At 73.0% G+C, this 18,114-nt stretch carries 16 protein-coding genes; 6 read left to right on the top strand and 10 right to left on the bottom strand.

Annotated elements, in window-relative coordinates:
• Positions 1–35 precede the first annotated feature (35 nt).
• Positions 36–1,232 (top strand): quinolinate synthase NadA, encoded by a 1,197-nt coding sequence (gene nadA, locus AB4Z02_RS13655; protein WP_441971562.1) that lies wholly within the window; start codon positions 36–38, stop codon positions 1,230–1,232.
• Positions 1,233–1,588: 356 nt separating this feature from the next.
• Here the strand turns inward: nadA and AB4Z02_RS13660 are convergent, their stop codons facing one another.
• The 4 genes from AB4Z02_RS13660 to AB4Z02_RS13675 form a co-directional block, all read right to left on the bottom strand.
• On the bottom strand, positions 1,589–3,151 hold the full coding sequence (locus AB4Z02_RS13660) for a DEAD/DEAH box helicase (RefSeq protein ID WP_441971564.1): 1,563 nt from the start codon (positions 3,149–3,151) through the stop codon (positions 1,589–1,591).
• Between the two features lie 198 nt (positions 3,152–3,349).
• On the bottom strand, positions 3,350–4,585 hold the full coding sequence (locus AB4Z02_RS13665; RefSeq protein WP_441971566.1) for a saccharopine dehydrogenase family protein: 1,236 nt from the start codon (positions 4,583–4,585) through the stop codon (positions 3,350–3,352).
• Positions 4,582–5,601 (bottom strand): glutathione S-transferase family protein, encoded by a 1,020-nt coding sequence (locus AB4Z02_RS13670; protein WP_441971567.1) that lies wholly within the window; start codon positions 5,599–5,601, stop codon positions 4,582–4,584. Before AB4Z02_RS13670 ends, AB4Z02_RS13665 begins: the two co-directional genes overlap by 4 nt.
• Before the next feature lie 46 nt (positions 5,602–5,647).
• Entirely contained in the window at positions 5,648–7,012 is a 1,365-nt protein-coding gene (locus AB4Z02_RS13675) for a dipeptidase (RefSeq protein ID WP_441971568.1), read from the bottom strand.
• A gap of 70 nt (positions 7,013–7,082) precedes the next feature.
• Between AB4Z02_RS13675 and AB4Z02_RS13680 the strand changes: the two genes are divergently transcribed.
• The gene (locus AB4Z02_RS13680; RefSeq protein WP_056883922.1) at positions 7,083–7,664 is read left to right on the top strand and encodes a DUF3043 domain-containing protein; all 582 of its coding nucleotides are present in this window, start codon (positions 7,083–7,085) and stop codon (positions 7,662–7,664) included.
• Position 7,665: 1 nt separating this feature from the next.
• On the opposite strand, the gene AB4Z02_RS13685 is transcribed toward AB4Z02_RS13680, so the two are convergent.
• On the bottom strand, positions 7,666–7,881 hold the full coding sequence (locus tag AB4Z02_RS13685; RefSeq protein WP_056883921.1) for a hypothetical protein: 216 nt from the start codon (positions 7,879–7,881) through the stop codon (positions 7,666–7,668).
• Between the two features lie 95 nt (positions 7,882–7,976).
• On the opposite strand from AB4Z02_RS13685, the gene AB4Z02_RS13690 reads away from it, so the two are divergent.
• Complete coding sequence (locus AB4Z02_RS13690) at positions 7,977–9,635, top strand: ABC transporter ATP-binding protein (protein WP_441971569.1); 1,659 nt, start codon at positions 7,977–7,979, stop codon at positions 9,633–9,635.
• Positions 9,636–9,643: 8 nt separating this feature from the next.
• On the opposite strand, the gene AB4Z02_RS13695 is transcribed toward AB4Z02_RS13690, so the two are convergent.
• From AB4Z02_RS13695 to gcvT, 3 genes are all read right to left on the bottom strand, one after another.
• Complete coding sequence (locus AB4Z02_RS13695) at positions 9,644–10,516, bottom strand: LLM class flavin-dependent oxidoreductase (protein WP_441971571.1); 873 nt, start codon at positions 10,514–10,516, stop codon at positions 9,644–9,646.
• A gap of 78 nt (positions 10,517–10,594) precedes the next feature.
• Positions 10,595–11,053 carry an OsmC family protein gene (locus AB4Z02_RS13700; protein ID WP_056883918.1) on the bottom strand — a complete coding sequence of 153 codons (459 nt, stop codon included), beginning with the start codon at positions 11,051–11,053 and terminating at the stop codon, positions 10,595–10,597.
• A gap of 15 nt (positions 11,054–11,068) precedes the next feature.
• Positions 11,069–12,175, bottom strand: a complete 1,107-nt coding sequence (gene gcvT / locus AB4Z02_RS13705; RefSeq protein ID WP_056883917.1) for a glycine cleavage system aminomethyltransferase GcvT — start codon at positions 12,173–12,175, stop codon at positions 11,069–11,071.
• Positions 12,176–12,269: 94 nt separating this feature from the next.
• Here gcvT and AB4Z02_RS13710 point away from each other — a divergent pair, with 94 nt between their 5' ends.
• Positions 12,270–13,799, top strand: a complete 1,530-nt coding sequence (locus tag AB4Z02_RS13710) for a leucyl aminopeptidase (protein WP_441971573.1) — start codon at positions 12,270–12,272, stop codon at positions 13,797–13,799.
• Between the two features lie 93 nt (positions 13,800–13,892).
• Here the strand turns inward: AB4Z02_RS13710 and AB4Z02_RS13715 are convergent, their stop codons facing one another.
• Entirely contained in the window at positions 13,893–14,099 is a 207-nt protein-coding gene (locus tag AB4Z02_RS13715; RefSeq protein ID WP_441971575.1) for a DUF5302 domain-containing protein, read from the bottom strand.
• A gap of 120 nt (positions 14,100–14,219) precedes the next feature.
• A complete protein-coding gene (locus tag AB4Z02_RS13720; protein ID WP_235531454.1) occupies positions 14,220–14,495 on the bottom strand; it encodes a hypothetical protein in 276 nt (91 codons plus the stop codon).
• 260 nt (positions 14,496–14,755) lie between these two features.
• Here AB4Z02_RS13720 and lpdA point away from each other — a divergent pair, with 260 nt between their 5' ends.
• Both lpdA and sucB read left to right on the top strand, forming a co-directional pair.
• Positions 14,756–16,135, top strand: a complete 1,380-nt coding sequence (gene lpdA / locus AB4Z02_RS13725) for a dihydrolipoyl dehydrogenase (protein ID WP_056883913.1) — start codon at positions 14,756–14,758, stop codon at positions 16,133–16,135.
• Positions 16,136–16,183: 48 nt separating this feature from the next.
• Positions 16,184–18,103 carry a 2-oxoglutarate dehydrogenase, E2 component, dihydrolipoamide succinyltransferase gene (gene sucB, locus AB4Z02_RS13730; protein WP_441971577.1) on the top strand — a complete coding sequence of 640 codons (1,920 nt, stop codon included), beginning with the start codon at positions 16,184–16,186 and terminating at the stop codon, positions 18,101–18,103.
• Positions 18,104–18,114 lie beyond the last annotated feature (11 nt).

Genomic DNA, 18,114 nt, shown 5'->3' on the forward strand with positions numbered 1-18,114 from the left:
ACGGGACCACTGCCGGCACGGCATACGATGCCCGCGTGAGCACCACCACGGACGCCTCCCCCGCCACGCCGCTGCCCCTGCTCGTGCTGGGCCGGGGGCGTGAGCTGCACACCGAGCGCGGGGTCGAGTGCCCCGGCGAGCTCCCCGCCGCGTCCGACCCGGACCTGGTCGCCCGCGCCCGCGCGGCGAAGGCGGCCCTCGGCGACCGCGTGTTCGTCCTCGGGCACCACTACCAGCGCGACGAGGTCATCGAGTTCGCCGACGTCACCGGCGACTCCTTCAAGCTGGCCAAGGACGCTGCGGCCCGGCCGACCGCGCCGTACATCGTGTTCTGCGGCGTGCACTTCATGGCCGAGTCGGCCGACATCCTCACCGGCGACGACCAGACGGTCATCCTCCCCGACCTCGCCGCAGGGTGCTCCATGGCCGACATGGCAGCGATCCGGCAGGTCGAGGACGCGTGGGACGACCTCGTCGAGGCGGGCGTCGCCGACCGGACCGTGCCGGTGACCTACATGAACTCCTCCGCCGCGATCAAGGCGTTCACCGGGCGCCACGGCGGCACCATCTGCACGTCATCCAACGCCAGGACGGCCCTGACCTGGGCCCTGGAGCAGGCCGGCGAGGGCGGCAAGGTGCTGTTCCTGCCCGACCAGCACCTCGGGCGCAACACGTTCGTGCGCGACCTCGGCGGATCGCTCGACGGCTGCGTGGTGTTCGACCCGCACCGCCCGATGGGCGGGCTGACCCGGGCAGAGCTCGAGGCCGCGACGATGATCCTGTGGCGCGGGCACTGCTCGGTGCACGGGCGGTTCTCGCTCGAGGCCGTCGAGCAGGCACGGCGGGAGATCCCGGACGTCAAGGTCATCGTGCACCCCGAGTGCCGCCACGAGGTCGTCGAGGCGGCCGACGAGGTCGGCTCCACGGAGAAGATCATCAAGACCATCGCGGCCGCCCCAGACGGCACGTCCTGGGTCGTCGGTACCGAGCTCAACCTCGTGCGGCGCCTCGGCGCGATGTTCCCGAAGCAGAGGATCGCCTTCCTCGAGAAGAACGTCTGCTACTGCTCGACGATGAACCGCATCGACCTGCCGCACCTTGTGTGGACCCTGGAGTCCCTCGTCGAGGGTCGGGTGGTCAACCCGATCCGGGTCGACCCCGAGGTCGCGCACCACGCCCGCGTGGCGCTGGACCAGATGCTCGCCCTGCCCGGGGAGACCTCGAAGGACTGAGCCGCCGGTGGCCTGCTGAGCCCCGGAGGGCTGCTGAGCCGTCGAGCCGCGCCGTGGCGGACTAGTCCGGATGCGGGAGGCAGCCGCCGTGCAGCAGGCCCAGACTGGGTGACCTGTACGGGCGGCACGAGGCTCCCCGCCACCCGTGCACACCGGTCTCGAGCTGTCCGAGGAGGCGTCACGTTCGGGGGGCGGGTCCGGCCGACTCATCCCGGCCGCGGCACCTGCCACGGGGGGCTGTCCCCGTCACCGCCCGCGGGGGCGGTGCGGTGACGGGGACCGCCGCGTCCAGGACGGTGCGGTGTCGGGGACCGCGTCCTCGTACGGCGCGGTTCAGCGCCCCCGTACGGCGTGGTTCAGCGTCCTCGGCGGGTGCCTGCGCGGCTGCCCGCGGAGAACGCGGCGGCGCCGCCGGACGAGCCGGAGCCCGTGGACGTGGAGTACGCGGTGGTGGAGCCACCCAGAGCGCGACCGCCGGAACGCTGCCCGCCGGAACGCTGCCCGCCGGAGGTCTTGGCTCCCGGGGTCTTGGCTCCCGACGTCGCGGAGCCGGACCGACCGGCGCCTGCTGCCTTGGACCCGGAGGTCCGGCCCGGGCCCTGCCCGCCGGAGCCCTGGGCTCCAGAGCGCCGTCCGCCGCCGCCCTGACCACCGGAGCGCCCGGAACCGCCGCGTCGTGACTGCCCGCCGCCGGAGCGACCCGAGCCGGACGGCTGGGCCGGCGCGACCAGGGTCAGACCGCCGGTGGCGACCCGCTCGCCCGGGGCGACCTCGAGGAGCATGGGGTGGCCGACGCCGAGGCGCGTGGTCCTGGCCTTGATGCCGGCCTTGCTGGTCAGCATGCGCACGTCGGCGACCTGGTCGTCGGTCATCAGGGTGATGACGGTGCCGTCGTTGCCGGCGCGGGCGGTGCGACCGGAGCGGTGCAGATAGGCCTTGTGCTCGACCGGCGGGTCGGCGTGGATGACCAGGGAGACGTCGTCCACGTGGATTCCCCGCGCGGCGATGTCGGTGGCGACCAGCGTGGACGCCTTGCCCTCGTGGAACGCCGCCATGTTGCGGTCGCGGGCGCCCTGGCCGAGGTTGCCGTGCAGCTCCACGGCCGGCACACCGGAGGCGTTGAGCTGCTTGGCCAGCTTCTTGGCACCGTGCTTGGTGCGGGTGAACACGACCTTGCGCCCCGGGGCGGAGGTGAGGTCGAGCAGCACGTCGAGCCGCGCGTCGCGGTGCACGTGGAAGATGTGGTGCGCCATGGTCGCGACCGGCGACTGGGCCGAATCAGCTTGGTGCGTCACGGGATTGGACAGGTAACGCTTGACGATGACGTCGATGCCGGCGTCGAGGGTGGCCGAGAACAGCAGCCGCTGCCCCTGCTTGGGCGTCTTGTCCATGATCCGCTTGACGCCGGGCAGGAAGCCCAGGTCGGCCATGTGGTCGGCCTCGTCGAGGACCGTCACCTCGACCCCGTCGAGGGTGAGCGCGCCTTGCTGGAGCAGGTCCTCGAGGCGTCCCGGGCAGGCGAGCACGACGTCGACACCCTTGCGCAGGGCAGCGACCTGGGGGTTCTGGCCGACACCACCGAAGATCGTCAGCGAGGTGATTCCGAGCGGCTCGGCCAGCGGCGCCATGGCGGCCTGGATCTGGGTGACGAGCTCACGGGTCGGCGCCAGCACGAGCGCACGGGGGCGCCTCGGCTGCCGGGCCGTCCGGCCTGCGGCGAGGCGCGCCAGCAGGGGCAGCACGAAGGCGTAGGTCTTGCCGGAACCGGTCCGGCCGCGGCCGAGGACGTCCCGGCCCGCGAGGGAGTCGGGCAGCGTCGCGGCCTGGATGGGGGTGGGAACCGTGATGCCGCGGGCGGCGAGGACGGTGGCCAGGGCGTCGGGGACGCCGAGGCTCGGGAAGGTGGTGTCGACAGACACAGGTGGGTACTCCAGAACAGTCAAAGGGGTGTTCCGCCCGGCGCGACCCGACACTGGGTTCGCAGCGCAAGAGCATGATCACAAGCCACGGCCCGAGGCAGAACTGTGCGGGCCGGTGCTCCCACCCTATCGGTCCGGCAGCCGGCGCCCTGACACGCACCGCGCGGCGGTGCGGCGGCGTGGCCGCGTCTGAGCAGGTCAGGCGGTGGGCAGCTCCTCCACGGTGAGTGCGAAGTCACGTGCGCGCAGACGTTCGACCAACACGTCGCCGATGGCGGTCGCCGGGGTGAGGACCCCTGCGGCGGCCGGCAGCCGGTCGCCGTCGAGCGCCAGCGCGAGCGCCGACTCCCCCAGCATGACCGCCGTCGCGGCATACCCGGGGTCGCCCTGGGCGCGCACGGTGGCGACGTAGCGGCGCCCGGTCTCGGTGGTGGTGCGCAGGGTCATCGAGAACCACCCGGTGCGCCGGGTCTGCTCGCTCGGCCCCTGGCCGGGCGACGGGGCTAGGCGGTCGACGAGGGGACGCGTGCGCGGGTCGGCCATGGCCTTCATCGCCAGACCCAGTGCGGCGCTCTGCACGAGGGCGCGGCGGTGGCCACGGGCACCCCGACCGAAGGCGTTCACCTCCCGGTAGCGGAAGCGGCGCCCGTACGCGTGGCCGCGAAGGGCGTTGCTGCGCCTGACGATTCGCGAGTTGAACGCCGCCATGACGAACGGCCCGACCCAGTCACCGGTCTGCGCGTCCTCGAAGACGGTCGTGACGTCACGCTCCTTGCCCAGGTCGGGCTCGGCAGCGCGTTCGGGGCTCAGGGCGTACGGGTCGAACAGCACCTTCAGTGCGCGACGGTCGGCCTCGACGGCCTCGACCTGGGCCCTGGAGGAGTCGATGGTGCCACCGCTCAGCCCTCCCCTGGCCCTCGCGTGCAGGGTGGTGTCGAGCAGGGCCCCGGCGGCGTCGTGGCGGGCCCGCTGGTGCAGCAGGTGGACTCCCAGGTCCGAGGGGACCGAGTCGTAGCCGCAGGCCGTGACGATGCGCGCACCGGTGCTGCGGGCGAGGTCGTCGCAGGCGTCGATGACCCTGCGCACGAACAGCACCTCGCCCGTGAGGTCCGCGTAGTGGGTGCCCGTCCGGGCACACGCCAGGGCCAGCGGGAGGCCGTACCGGAGGTAGGGGCCGACGGTCGTCGCGACGACGGTGGTCGAGGCGGCCAGCTCCTCCAGTGCCGCCTCGTCCGTGGCGTCGGCCACCAGGACGGGCCAGTCACCGGCGGCCGCGGGGAGCCCGCGCCTGGCCTCCTCGAGCCGGGTGCGGGAACGACCGGCCAGGGCGATGCGGGTGCCGGAGGGAGCGTGCTCGGCGAGGTACTCGGCCAGCAGGCGTCCGACGAAACCCGTGGCGCCGTAGACCACGACGTCATGGGCGCGGCCGCTCACGGCCGGCCCTCGGAAGCGACGGCCTCCCCCTCGCGCACCGGCCCCGGCGGGGTGCCGCCACCGAACGGTCGACCGCCCAGGGCCTCGCGCCCGTGCTCGGTCAGCCAGCCGGACAGGTCGGGGCCGGCCGGGACGATGCCGGTCGGGTTGATGTCGTGGTGGACCACGTAGTAGTGCCGCTTGATCTGCGCGAAGTCGGTGGTGTCGCCGAACCCGGGCGTCTGGAACAGGTCCCGGGCGTAGGCCCACAGCACCGGCATCTCGCTGAGCTTGGACCGGTTGGACTTGAAGTGGCCGTGGTAGACCGGGTCGAACCGCGCCAGGGTCGTGAACAGCCGCACATCGGCCTCGGTGATGGAGCCACCCATCAGGTAGCGCCGGTCGGTGAGGCGGTCCTCGAGCCAGTCGAGCGCGGTGAAGAGGCGGTCGTACGCCTGGTCGTAGGCCTCCTGCGTGCCCGCGAAGCCACAGCGGTAGACCCCGTTGTTGACCTCGGTGTAGACGCGCTGCATCACCTCGTCCATCTCCTCGCGCAGGTCCTCGGGGTAGAGGTCGGGCGCACCCTCGCGGTGGTGGGCGCCCCACTGCGTGGAGAAGTCCAGCGTCATCTGGGCGAAGTCGTTGGTGACGACCTCGCCGCTGTCCACCTCCACGAGGGCGGGGACCGTGATGCCACGGGGATAGCCCGGCTGACGCGCCTCGTAGGCGTCCTTGAGCCGCGGGATCCCGAGCACCGGGTCCACCCCGCCGGGGTCGAGGTCGAACGTCCAGCTGTCCTCGTCGTGCGTCGGTCCGCACAACCCCAGGGAGATCGCGTCCTCGAGCCCGAGCAGACGCCGCACGATGATGGTGCGGTTGGCCCAGGGACAGGCCCGGGCCGCGACGAGGCGGTAGCGACCGGCCTCCACGGGCCACTCGCGCTCGCCGTCGCCGGAGACGGTGATGCGGTCGTCGATGTAGCGGGTGTCGCGCTCGTACGAGGGTTCGACATAGCCCTTGGCCGTGGTGGTCACCATGGCCACGAACCTAACCGGACCGTGCCCGGGTCGCAGCGCGGCAGGCTCAGCGGGGCATGGCCCCCAGGCGGGCGAGGAGCAGCGCCTCGGCGGCGCACACCTTCTCGAACTCGCCGAGGTGGAGCGACTCGTTGGCACCGTGGGCGCGGGTGTCAGGGTCCTCGACGCCGGTGACGAGGATGGCGGCCTGCGGGAACTTCTCGGCGAACGCCGCGACGAACGGGATCGAGCCGCCCACGCCGATGTCGACCGGCTCGACGCCCCAGGCGTCGGTGAACGCCGCGCGGGCCTGGTCGTAGACCGGTCCGTCGGCGTCCGCGGCGAAGCCCGAGCCCTGGTCGTCGAGGTGCACCTCGACCTTGGCGCCCCACTGGATGTTGGCCTCGACGTGCCGCTGCACCGCCGCATAGGCGTCCATCGGGTCCTCGTCGGGGGCGAGCCGGATCGAGACCTTCGCGCTCGCGGTCGGCACCAGGGTGTTGGACGACTTCGCGACCGACGGTGCGTCGATGCCGATGACGGTGGCGGTCGGCTTCGCCCAGATGCGGTCGAGCAGCGAGCCGGTGCCGATGACCTCGACGCCGTCGAGCAGCCCCGACTCCTCGCGCAGGCGGGCCTCGTCGAAGTCGAGCTGGCTCGCCGTACCGGAGCGCAGGCCCGCGATGGCGACGTCGCCGGCGTCGTCGTGCAGGGTCGCGAGCAGGCGCACCAGCGCCGTGACCGCGTCGGGGACGGCACCGCCGAACATGCCGGAGTGGATGCCGTGGTCGAGGGTCGTGACGGTGACGACGACGCGGATGAGGCCCCGCAGGGTCGTGGTCAGGGCGGGCTCACCGATGGCCCAGTTGGTCGAGTCGGCCAGGACGATGGCGTCGGCGCGCAGCTTCTCGCCGTGGCGCTCGAGGATCGTCGGCAGGGAGTCGGAGYCGATCTCCTCCTCGCCCTCGACGAAGACGGTGACGCCGACGGGCAGCCGGTCGCGGTGGGCGCGCAGCGCGGCGAGGTGGGCCATGATCCCGGCCTTGTCGTCGGCGGCACCGCGGCCGTAGAGCCGCCCGTCGCGCTCGGTCGGCTCGAAGGGTGCGCTGTCCCAGTCCTTGTCGTCGCCGGGCGGCTGCACGTCGTGGTGGGCGTAGAGCATCACGGTCGGGGCACCCTCGGGCCCGTCGATGTGCCCGATGACGGCGGGTCGGCCACCCTCGCGGACGATCTCGACCTGGAGGCCCTCGGCGCGCAGCAGCTCGGCGGTCGCCTCCGCGCTGGCCTCCACGTGGGCCTGGTCGAAGGCGTCGAGGCTGACGCTCGGGATCCGGGTGAGCGCCTCGAGGTCGGCGCGCAGGCCGGGCATGAGGTCGGCCACCGTGGCCTTGAGGGCGGAAACCTGGTCGGGGCTGAGCACGTCGTCGGTCACGGCGGGGAGCCTAACGGGTGCCTCCTCGGACGATTCCGGGGAAGGTGCCGTCGCGGCATACAGTGGGCACGTGTTCGGACGCCAGAAGACCCTCAACGAGCAGCAGACCTCCACGCTCGACCGCACGCCCCGCGAGGGCGCCAAGAACCGGCCCACGCCCAAGCGCCGGGACCAGGAGGCGGCTCGCAAGCGTCCTCTCGTCGTCGCGGACCGCAAGGAGGCCAAGAACCTCGACCGCGCCAAGCGTCGGGAGGCGGCCCTGCTGCAGCGGCAGGCCATGGCGACCGGTGACGACGCGCACCTGCCTGCCCGCGACAAGGGCCCCGTGCGCCGCTACATCCGCGACTACGTCGACGCGCGCTGGAACCTCGGCGAGATCATGCTCCCGGTGATGATCGTCGTCCTGGCGCTGTCGTTCCTGAAGCTGCCGTGGGTCTTCGCCGCCGTGTCGATCGGCGTCTACGGCCTGCTCTTCGCCGCGGCGATCGACTCGTGGCTCATGTGGCGCCGCCTCAAGCAGCGCCTCGTCGCGAAGTTCGGCGCCGACAAGGTGGGTCGCGGGCTGGCCATGTACGCCGTGATGCGAGGCTTCCAGATCCGCCGCTCGCGGATGCCGCGCGTGCTCGTCAAGCGCGGCGAGTTCCCCGCCTGACCTACTCGGCGGCGCGCAGGCTCATCGGGCCGTAGACGACGCTTCCCTCGTGGTGCAGCACAACGGCGTCGACGCCCGCCTCGCCGAGCTCGTGCCACGTCTCCCCGAACCAGTTCTCGGCGTCGGACTGCGACGGGAACGCCGTCGTCACGAGCTGCTCCCCCGACATCTCCCGTCCGTCGGCGTCGAGATAGGTCCACGTCCACGCATCGCTCATGGCGCCACTGTAGGCGGCGCCACCGACCGTCGCCTCGCTCCTCGGCCCGCGGCCGGCTTTGACACCCGCGGGACCGGCTGCGACGGTTCGACGTTGTGATCGTCCTCGAGCGGGTGAGCGTGGCGTACGGCGCGCGGCCGGCGCTGCGGGACCTGACCCTCGAGGTCCCCGAGGGCGAGCTCGTGCTGGTCGTCGGGCCCACCGGCTCCGGCAAGACCTCGCTGCTGCGGTGCCTGGGCGACGGCGAGCACGCCCGCCGTTGCATGACGTCCGGCCGGGTGCTCGTGGACGGTGTGGACCTTCGTGACCTGGACGCCGGTGCCCTCGCCGCGCTGGTGGGCTGGGTGCCGCAGGACCCGGCCTCGGTGTTCGCCGCCGACACGGTGGAGGGCGAGGTCGCGCGCCACGTCCGGCCCGGCGCGCACGACGCGCACGGCGGTCGGCGGCGGGTCGAGGAGGCCCTCGACCTGCTCGCCCTGACGCCCCTGCGCGCCCGCCCGCTCGACCGGCTCTCCGGCGGCGAGCAGCAGCGCGTCGCCATCGCTGCGGCCCTCGTCGCAGGTCCCCGCGTCCTGGTGCTCGACGAGCCCACGTCTGCCTTGGACCCGGTCGCCGCCGAGGACGTCCTGGCTGCGCTCCACCGGCTGGTGCACGACGTCGGCGTCACCGTGCTGCTCTCCGAGCACCGCCTCGAGCGGGTCGTCCACCACGCCGACTCGGTCCTGCTCGTCGGCGGTGACGGCACGAGCGCGCTGCTCTCACCGGAGCAGGCGATGGCGGTCTCGAGCATCCACCCCCCGCTGGTGGCCCTCGGCCGGGCGCTGGGCTGGGACCCGCTGCCCCTCTCGGTCAGGGACGCCCGCCGCGCCGCACGCGACCTGCCCGCCACCCTGGAGGCGGCCGCGGCCGCATGGGCGTCAGGATCCGCACCCGCATCGGCATCGGCATCGGCACCTTCCGCACGCACGCCGGCATCCGGGACGCCGGTCATCTCCGCCAGCGGCCTCGGGGTCGTGCGCGACGGTGCCGTGGCGCTGCGGGGCGTCGACCTCGCGGTGTCCCCCGGTGAGGTGGTGGCGCTCATGGGGCGCAACGGCGCCGGCAAGTCGACCCTGCTCCACGCGCTGACGGGCAGCCTGCGACCCACCACGGGTCGCGTGCGCGCGCTCCCGTCGAGCAGCACCGGCCGCACGGTGCAGGTGGCCCTGTCGCCACAGGACCCCGGCGCGGTCCTGCGCCAGACGGCGCCAGACCGCACGGTCTCCGACCTACTGGACGCTGCGGACCTCGAGCACGCCCTCGCGCACGGCACCACTGCGGACGTGCTGCGCGACCTCTCCCCGGACCTCGACCACGCCCGGCGCCCGAGCGAGCTGTCGCAGGGCCAGCAGATGTGCCTCGTCCTCGCGACGGTCCTGGGCCCTGTGCTCGCCGGGGAGGTCGAGGTCGTGCTCCTGGACGAGCCGACCCGGGGGCTCGACTACGGCGCGAAGGGCCGGCTGGCGGTGCTCCTGCGGCGTGCCGCGAAGGGCGGGGTCGCCGTGGTGCTGGCCACGCACGACGTGGAGCTGGCCGCGGAGGTGGCGACCCGGGTGGCGGTCCTCGCCGAGGGCGAGCTGGTGGCCGACGGCCCGAGCACCACGGTCCTGCTCGACTCCCCCGCCTTCGCCCCTCAGGTGGCCAAAGTCGTCCGGCCGCTGCCCTACCTCACGGTGGACCGGCTCGTGGCAGCCGTAGGCCGCACCCCGGCCTGACCCCCGGGTCAGCCGGGCCCACTCGGCGGGCCGGCCTCGACGCGACGGCGCACCTCAGCCAGCCCCTCGGGACCCGGCGTGACGCTCCACCAGCTCTCGACCCACCACGTCGCCCCGACCTCCTGCCAGTCGGCCGGCGTGCCCTCGAGCTGCACGAACTCGCCTGAGCTGTCTGCCTCCACCACGACGTCGTAGCCCTCCCAGGACAGGCCGGCGTCCTCGCGGATGCCGCGGACGGTCTGCACGACCCGGCCGTAGGTCTCGAGGTCGACTGCCGTCCCGGGCTCCAGCGGCTCGTCACCGACGACCGACACGAGCAGCCCGTCCCAGCGGGCGGCACGCTCCAGCGAGGGCTGCCGCGTCCGGCCGCGACGGTAGGCGCCCACGACCCAGACCGGAGGGTGCGGTCGCTGCACCGGCGGCGGCGGGCCCGGCGGCCCACCGGGTCCGGTCGGACCCACCGGGAAGTGCCGCCCGTCGAAGGTGAACTCCTCGTCGCCGAGCAGGCCGCTGAGCACCGTCAGCCCCTCGTCGAGCTTCTCCGCGCGCACCCGCCGGCCCTCGTCGGGCTCGAACCGCGTCCAGCCCGGGTGCAGCGCGCCGAGCCCGGCGCACATGACCACGCGGCCGCCGCTGAGCCGGTCGACCGTGCTCACCATCGAGGCGAGGTCCCACGGGCGGTGGCGGGAGACCGGGGTGAGGAGGGTCCCGAACCGGATCCGTGACGTGGTCATCGCGGCGGCGCCCAGCGTCACCCACGCGTGCTCGCCGTACAGCGACTCCCACGTGAACACGCCGTCCCACCCGTGCTGCTCACCGAGGGTGGCGAGCTCGGCGAACTCCCGCGCGTCGGCGAACGGCACCACGAACCCGAACCTCATCCCGGTCACGCTAGCCGCGACCACCGACAACGCCCCACGGTCGACGCCCTGGCTACCCGGCGGGCCCTGGACTGCACCTCAGGCGCGGCGGACCTCGGGCTCCAGCACGACCTCCGAGCGCAGCGAGCTGGCGACATAGCACTCCTCGTGGGCCTGGTGGAGCAGCCGCTCGACGACCGCCACCTCGACCTCACCGCGCACCGTCACCACCGGCCGCAGGACGATGCGCGTGATGCGCAGCGGCTTGGCGTCCGGCGGCATCTCGCCCGAGGCGTCATCGGCGTAGCCCACGACGTCGACCGCGGCCCGCGCGGCGACCGCGAGGAACGACAGGAGCTGGCACGACGACGCCGCGAGGACGAGCAGCTGCTCGGGGTTGGGCAGGTCGGCGTCGCCGCGGAACTGCGGGTCCGCGGACAGGTCGAAGCCCTCAGGCGCCGGGGGCACGGATGCCGAGTGGGCGCGCGGGTACTCGCGGTACCCCGCACCTGTCGAGCCCTCCCAGCGCACCTGCGCACGGTAGGAGTGCGACGCCATACCGGTCGCCGGTCCTCAGCCCTCGCGCACGTCGACGGTGACGAACGGGGGCTTGACCACCGTCGCCGGGACCTCGCGGCCGCGCACGTCGATGACGACCTCGTCGCCCTCGGCGACCGACGGCGCGAGCAGGGCGAGCGCGATGCCGTTGCGCAGGGTGGGGCTGAAGGTCCCTGACGTCACCTCGCCCACGACCTGGCCGTCCACCTTGACCTCGCAGTGGGCGCGCGGGATGCCGCGACCGGTGGCCAGCAGGCCCCAGGCCACCCGGGCCGGGCCGGCTGCCTTCTCGGCGACGAGGGCGTCCTTGCCCCAGAAGGTGTCCTTCTTCCAGCCGACCGCCCAGCCGACCCGCGCCTGCACGGGAGTGATGGAGCGGGACAGCTCGTTGCCGTGCAGGGCGTAGCCCATCTCGGTGCGCAGGGTGTCGCGGGCGCCGAGGCCGCAGGGCAGCCCGTCGTAGGGCTTCGCCGCCTCGACGAGGGCGTCCCACAGCTCTCCCGCGACGTCCCACGCCGGCACGAGCTCGTAGCCGCGCTCGCCGGTGTAGCCGGTGCGGCAGACGATGACGGGCAGGCCGTTCCAGTCCGTCTCGACGAACGACATGTACTCGTGGCCGGACGGCAGGCCGAGGGCGTCGAGCACCTCGTCGGACTTCGTGCCCTGCACCGCGATGACGCCGTAGGACTCGTGCAGGTCCTCGACGACGATGCCCTCGGGCGCGGCTGCGGACAGCAGGCGCACGACCTCGGCGGTGTTGGCGGCGTTGGGGATGAGGAACACGTCCTCGTCGCTGCGCAGGTAGGCGATGAGGTCGTCGACGACACCGCCGTCCTCGTCGCAGCAGAGCGTGTACTGCGCCTTGCCCTCGTGGATGCGCCCGAGGTCGTTGGCCAGGCAGGAGTTGACGAAGTCACGGGCGCCGGGGCCGGACACGCGCGCCTTGCCGAGGTGCGAGACGTCGAAGAGCCCCACGGAGGTGCGGACCGCGGTGTGCTCGCGGACGACGCCGCCGCCGGGGTACTCGATCGGCATCTCCCAGCCGCCGAAGTCCGCCATCTTGGCCCCGAGGGCCACGTGCCGGTCGTGCAGGGGCGAGGTCTTCAGGGCTGCGTCGCTCATGGGTCGAACGCTACCGCCCCGCGGGCAGCGTCCCGACGGCACGGATATCCTGCGCGCAGCAGGGACCACCCCACACACCTCGAAGGATGCGAACGTGACCACCGTCAGCGTTTCCGACCGCGCCGCCCACGACCTCAAGGCGGACGCCCTCGTCCTCGGCACGGTCGCCGGCGAGCGCTCCGCCGCCTTGGCCGCCGGCCACGGCCTGCCCAGTGACGCAGAGCGCCACCTCTCGGCCCAGCTCGCCGCCCTCCACGCCACGGGCAAGGCCGAGGAGGTCCTCACGGTCGCGGCCGTCCCCGGTGTCGCGGCGAGCCGCGTCGTCCTCACCGGGCTCGGCTCGGCCGCGGACGGAGCCGGCGTCGGTGACGAGGTGCTGCGCCGCGCAGCCGGTGCCGCCGTGCGCTCACTGAAGAACGCCGCCAAGGTCGTCGTCGCCCTGCCCTCGGAGGATGTCGCGGCAGTCGCCGCCGTCGCCGAGGGCGCCGCCCTCGGGGCCTACCGCTACGCGGGGGTGCGCGGCCCGGGCAAGGACACGAAGGACAAGGCGGCCAAGGGCAAGGCCGCCGACGAGGGCGTCAGCGCCGTCACCGTCGTCACCGGGCAGGCGAAGGACAAGGCCGTCAAGGCCGCCGCGACCCGCGCCGCGGTGCTCGCCGACGCGAAGGCCTACGCGCGCGACCTCGTCAACACCCCGCCCAACCTGCTGTTCCCGCAGTCGTTCGCCGACTCGGTCAAGGAGCGCAGCAGCGCCGGCAAGGCCAAGGTCACCGTCAAGGTGCTCGACGAGAAGGCTCTCGAGAAGGGCGGCTTCGGCGGCATCGTGGGGGTCGGCCAGGGCTCGGTGCGCCCGCCCCGCATCGTCACGCTGACGTGGGCCCCGGCCAAGGCCACCCACTCGGTCGCCCTCGTCGGCAAGGGCATCACCTTCGACTCCGGCGGCCTCTGCATCAAGCCGCCGGCCTCCATGCTGAGCATGAAGTCGGACATGGCCGGCGCCGCCGCCGTGGCGGCCACCGTGTTCGCCGCCGCCCAGCTCGGCCTGCCGGTCGCCGTCACCGGCTACCTGTGCCTCGCCGAGAACATGCCCAGCGGCTCGGCCCAGCGCCCCGGCGACGTCGTCACCATGCGCAACGGCACCACCGTGGAGGTCATCGACACTGATGCCGAGGGCCGCATGGTCCTCGGTGACGGCATCTGCCTCGCCGCCGAGTCCGCCCCCGACGCCATCGTCGACATCGCCACCCTCACCGGCGCCCAGATGGTCGCCCTCGGCGCCCGCGTCGCCGGGATCATGGCCAACGACGACACCTTCCGCGACCGCGTCCGGGCTGCCGCCGACACCGCCGGTGAGACCGCCTGGCCGATGCCGCTGCCGGAGGACCTGCGTCCGCAGCTCGAGTCGTCGGTCGCCGACCTCTCCCACAAGGGTGAGCGCTGGGGCGGCATGCTGACGGCCGGCCTGTTCCTCGGCGAGTTCGTCACCGAGGGCACGCCGTGGGCACACGTCGACATCGCCGGCCCCTCCTTCAACGAGGGCTCCCCGTGGGGCTACACCCCCAAGGGCGGCACCGGGTTCGGCGTCGGCACGCTGCTCTCGCTGGTCGAGGGCTACGCCGGCTGACGCACAGTACGCAGGCGCGAAGCGCACACCGGCGCTGACGCACAGAGGGGCCCGTCCGAGTCGGACGGGCCCCTCCGTGCGTGGCGGTGCGGCTCAGCCGCCGCTCTTGCGGCGGAACATCTGCTGCGTCGCCGAGGTGGCAGCGCCCTGGGCGTGGTCCACCTTGCCGTGCTCGTGGTCGTCGGAGACGTCCTTGCCGGCGTGCGAGCGCTTCTTGTCCAGGGCCTCGCGGAACTTGCGCTTCATCTCGTCGCTGGGACCGGCACTCCCCTGCGACCGTGCGCCGTCGGACTTGGCCATGGTGACTCCTGCTCCTCGTGCGGAGCGGGCCGCGTGCGGACCCGCCGGACCTCCAGCCTCGCACCTCGTCACGGGCGGGCACCAGCACATATGCCCTGCGCCGCCGAGCGGCCTGCGGTGTCAGTCCTTCTTGCGCTGGCGCGAGTTCCACTCGCGCATGCGGTTCGGGTACCCGGTCTGCAGCACGTCGTACACGGGCACCCCCAGGCTCGCGGCCAGGTCGAAGGCGGACTGCCGCGTGCCCGCCGCGCGGCGGGTCCACTCACCGTCGTGCGCGATGAGGATGACGGTGGTCGCGGTGACGTTGGTCGGCGGCTCGACGTAGGCCTCGACCCCACGACGGGTCGCCGCGAAGTCGGCCAGGTGCGCCCGTACGGCGCGTTGGTCGACTGCCATGTTGGGTCCGTCGGAGGGCCCACGACCCCGGCCCTTGCGTCCCCGCTTCCACCACGCCATGGCCACACGATACGGGGCGGCGACCCGCGCGGGCGGGCATCTGCGCCGTACGCGCCGTGCGGTCCGCGAACGCTGGACCTGCTTGCACCCCGCAGGCCGAACAGTGACAAGATGCTCTGTGTCGATCGCGTCTGGTCACGACCTGACCTCGCTGCCGGTCGTCAACGACCGTCCAGTGCCCACCACGCAAGGGAGCGAGCATGCCGGCTGACGCCGAGACCACCTTCGACGTCGTCATCCTGGGTGGGGGTAGTGGCGGCTACGCCTGCGCCTTCCGCGCCGCCGAGCTCGGGCTCACCGTCGCCCTCGTCGAGAAGGGCAAGCTCGGGGGCACGTGCCTGCACGTCGGCTGCATCCCCACCAAGGCGCTGCTGCACGCCGCCGAGGTCGCGGACACCGCCCGCGAGGGTGCGCAGTTCGGCGTGAAGTCGACGTTCGAGTCGATCGACATGTCCGGCGTCAACGCCTACAAGGACGGCGTCGTCGGACGCCTCTACAAGGGCCTGCAGGGCCTGGCCAAGGCCCACAAGATCGAGCTGGTCGAGGGCGAGGGACGCCTGGTCGACCGTTCCACCGTCGAGGTCGGCGGTCGCCGGGTCACCGGTCGCAACGTCGTCCTCGCCACCGGCTCCTACGCCAAGTCGCTGCCCGGCCTCGAGATCGGCGGCCGGGTCATGACCAGCGAGCAGGCGCTGTCGCTCGACTTCGTCCCGCCGCGTGTCGTGGTCCTCGGCGGTGGCGTCATCGGCGTCGAGTTCGCGTCGGTGTTCCGCTCCTTCGGCTCCGAGGTCACCATCGTCGAGGCGCTGCCCCGGCTGGTGGCCGCCGAGGACGAGGCCGTCTCCAAGACGCTCGAGCGCTCGTTCCGCAAGCGCAAGATCGCGTTCAGGACCGGGGTGAAGTTCGCGGGCGCGACGCAGTCCGGTGACACCGTGACGGTCTCGCTCGAGGACGGCTCCTCGATCGAGGCCGACCTGCTGCTCGTCGCCGTCGGCCGCGGCCCGGTCACCGACGGGCTCGGGTACGCCGAGGCGGGCGTGCGCCTCGACCGCGGCTTCGTCACCACCGACGAGCGCCTGCGCACCGGTGTCGAGGGTGTCTACGCCGTCGGCGACATCGTGCCGGGCCTGCAGCTCGCCCACCGAGGGTTCGCCCAGGGCATCTTCGTCGCCGAGGAGATCGCCGGCCTGTCCCCCACGCCGATCGACGAGCTCGGTATCCCGCGGGTCACCTACTGCGACCCCGAGATCGCCTCCGTCGGGCTCACCGAGGCCCAGGCCCGGGAGAAGTACGGCGAGGTCGAGACCTACGAGTACAACCTCGGCGGCAACGGCAAGTCCCAGATCCTGCAGACCGCCGGCTTCGTCAAGCTCGTCCGCGAGAAGGACGGCCCGGTCGTCGGTGTCCACATGGTCGGCGCCCGCATGGGCGAGCAGATCGGGGAGGCCCAGCTGATCTACAACTGGGAGGCGTTCCCGGAGGACGTCGCCGCGCTCGTCCACGCGCACCCGACGCAGAACGAGGCGCTCGGCGAGGCCCACCTCGCGCTCGCCGGCAAGCCCCTGCACGCCCACAACTAGACGTACTGCTGATCCGCCAGCGAACACGAAACAAGGAGATAGAGGCACATGTCTGAACGCGTGACCATGCCGGCCCTGGGTGAGTCGGTCACCGAAGGCACCGTGACGCGCTGGCTGAAGAACGTCGGCGACACCGTCGAGGTCGACGAGCCACTGCTCGAGGTGTCCACCGACAAGGTCGACACGGAGATCCCCTCGCCCGTCGCGGGCGTGCTGCAGGAGATCCTCGCGCAGGAGGACGACACGGTGCCGGTCGGCGCCGACCTCGCCGTCGTTGGCGACGGCAGCTCCGGCGGTGGCGAGCAGTCCGACCAGCAGGGTGGCCAGCAGGACGCTGGTGCCGAGGCCTCGCAGGAGCAGGCGTCCGCCGGTTCCGAGGAGCCGCCGGCCGAGGCTCCCTCGACCGAGCAGGCGCCCCAGGAGTCGACGTCCGAGCCCGAGCAGGGCCAGCAGGGGCAAGGCCAGCAGGACTCCGCTCCGGCCGCCCAGGGTGGTTCGGGCGACGGCGGTTCCGGTGGCGGCTCCGGCGAGACGGTGACGATGCCGGCGCTCGGCGAGTCCGTCACCGAGGGCACCGTGACCCGCTGGCTCAAGGCCGAGGGCGACACCGTCGAGGTCGACGAGCCGTTGCTCGAGGTCTCCACCGACAAGGTCGACACCGAGATCCCCTCGCCGTTCGCCGGCACCCTGACCAAGATCCTCGTCCAGGAGGACGACACCGTCCCGGTCGGCGGCGACCTGGCCGTCATCGGTGGCTCAGCCGGTGGCTCCGGCGACAGCGCCCCCGCCGCGGCCCCGCAGGAGGAGTCGAAGCAGGAGCAGGCTCCCGAGCCCGAGGCCCCGAAGGAGGAAGCCCCGAAGCAGGAGGCGCCGCAGGAGGCGCCGCAGGAGCAGCCGAAGCAGGAGGCGCCCCAGCAGCAGGCCCCCGCCGCCCAGTCGGCTCCGGCTCAGCAGGCCGCACCCCAGCAGTCCCAGGCACCGGCCGCGCAGCCCTCGGGAGACAGCCAGGACGCCTCGTCCTACGTCACCCCGCTGGTGCGCAAGCTCGCGGCCGAGAACAAGGTCGACCTGGGCTCGCTCAAGGGCACCGGCGTCGGCGGCCGCATCCGCAAGCAGGACGTCCTCGACGCGGCGAAGGCCGCCGAGGAGGCCGCCAAGGCCCCGGCACCGGCCTCCGCTGCTGCACCGGCTGCCTCCGCGGCTCAGGCTGCGTCTTCGGCCCCCTCGGCCGGCTCCGCGGCGGTCTCCCCCAAGCGCGGGACCACAGAGAAGATGTCGCGCCTGCGCCAGACCATCGCCAAGCGCATGGTCGAGTCGCTGCAGGTGTCCGCGCAGCTGACCACCGTGGTCGAGGTCGACGTCACGAAGATCGCGCGCCTGCGGGCCAAGGCGAAGTCGGAGTTCGAGCAGCGCGAGGGCACCAAGCTCAGCTTCCTGCCGTTCTTCGCGCTCGCCGCCGTCGAGGCGCTCAAGGCCCACCCGTCGGTCAACTCCAGCGTCGAGGGCACCGAGGTGACCTACCACGGCACCGAGAACCTCGGCGTCGCGGTCGACACCGAGCGGGGCCTGCTCGTCCCGGTGATCAAGGACGCCGGTGACCTCAACATCGCCGGGCTGGCCCGCAAGATCGCCGACCTCGCCGAGCGCACCCGTACCAACAAGATCGGGCCCGACGAGCTCGGCGGCGGCACGTTCACGCTGACCAACACCGGCAGCCGCGGCGCGCTCTTCGACACCCCGATCATCAACCAGCCCAACGTCGCCATCCTCGGCACCGGCGCGGTCGTCAAGCGCCCGGTCGTGGTCTCCGACGGCGAGGGCGGCGAGACGATCGCCATCCGCTCGATGGTCTACCTGGCCCTGTCCTACGACCACCGGGTCGTCGACGGTGCCGACGCGGCGCGCTTCCTCACCACGATGAAGACGCGCCTCGAGGACGGCCACTTCGAGTCCGACCTCGGGCTCTGACCCGCTGAGGG

This window comes from Pedococcus sp. 2YAF34 (genome assembly GCF_052114585.1).
Taxonomy (GTDB): domain Bacteria; phylum Actinomycetota; class Actinomycetes; order Actinomycetales; family Dermatophilaceae; genus Pedococcus.

What these genes read in the sequence shown, in the direction of transcription:
- sucB (WP_441971577.1), top strand. Translation starts at nt 16,184, where the DNA reads ATGTCTGAACGCGTGACCATGCCGGCCCTGGGTGAGTCGGTCACCGAA.
- AB4Z02_RS13720 (WP_235531454.1), bottom strand. Translation starts at nt 14,495, where the DNA reads ATGGCAGTCGACCAACGCGCCGTACGGGCGCACCTGGCCGACTTCGCG.
- lpdA (WP_056883913.1), top strand. Translation starts at nt 14,756, where the DNA reads ATGCCGGCTGACGCCGAGACCACCTTCGACGTCGTCATCCTGGGTGGG.
- gcvT (WP_056883917.1), bottom strand. Translation starts at nt 12,175, where the DNA reads ATGAGCGACGCAGCCCTGAAGACCTCGCCCCTGCACGACCGGCACGTG.
- AB4Z02_RS13695 (WP_441971571.1), bottom strand. Translation starts at nt 10,516, where the DNA reads ATGAGGTTCGGGTTCGTGGTGCCGTTCGCCGACGCGCGGGAGTTCGCC.
- AB4Z02_RS13685 (WP_056883921.1), bottom strand. Translation starts at nt 7,881, where the DNA reads ATGAGCGATGCGTGGACGTGGACCTATCTCGACGCCGACGGACGGGAG.
- AB4Z02_RS13700 (WP_056883918.1), bottom strand. Translation starts at nt 11,053, where the DNA reads ATGGCGTCGCACTCCTACCGTGCGCAGGTGCGCTGGGAGGGCTCGACA.
- AB4Z02_RS13670 (WP_441971567.1), bottom strand. Translation starts at nt 5,601, where the DNA reads ATGGTGACCACCACGGCCAAGGGCTATGTCGAACCCTCGTACGAGCGC.
- AB4Z02_RS13715 (WP_441971575.1), bottom strand. Translation starts at nt 14,099, where the DNA reads ATGGCCAAGTCCGACGGCGCACGGTCGCAGGGGAGTGCCGGTCCCAGC.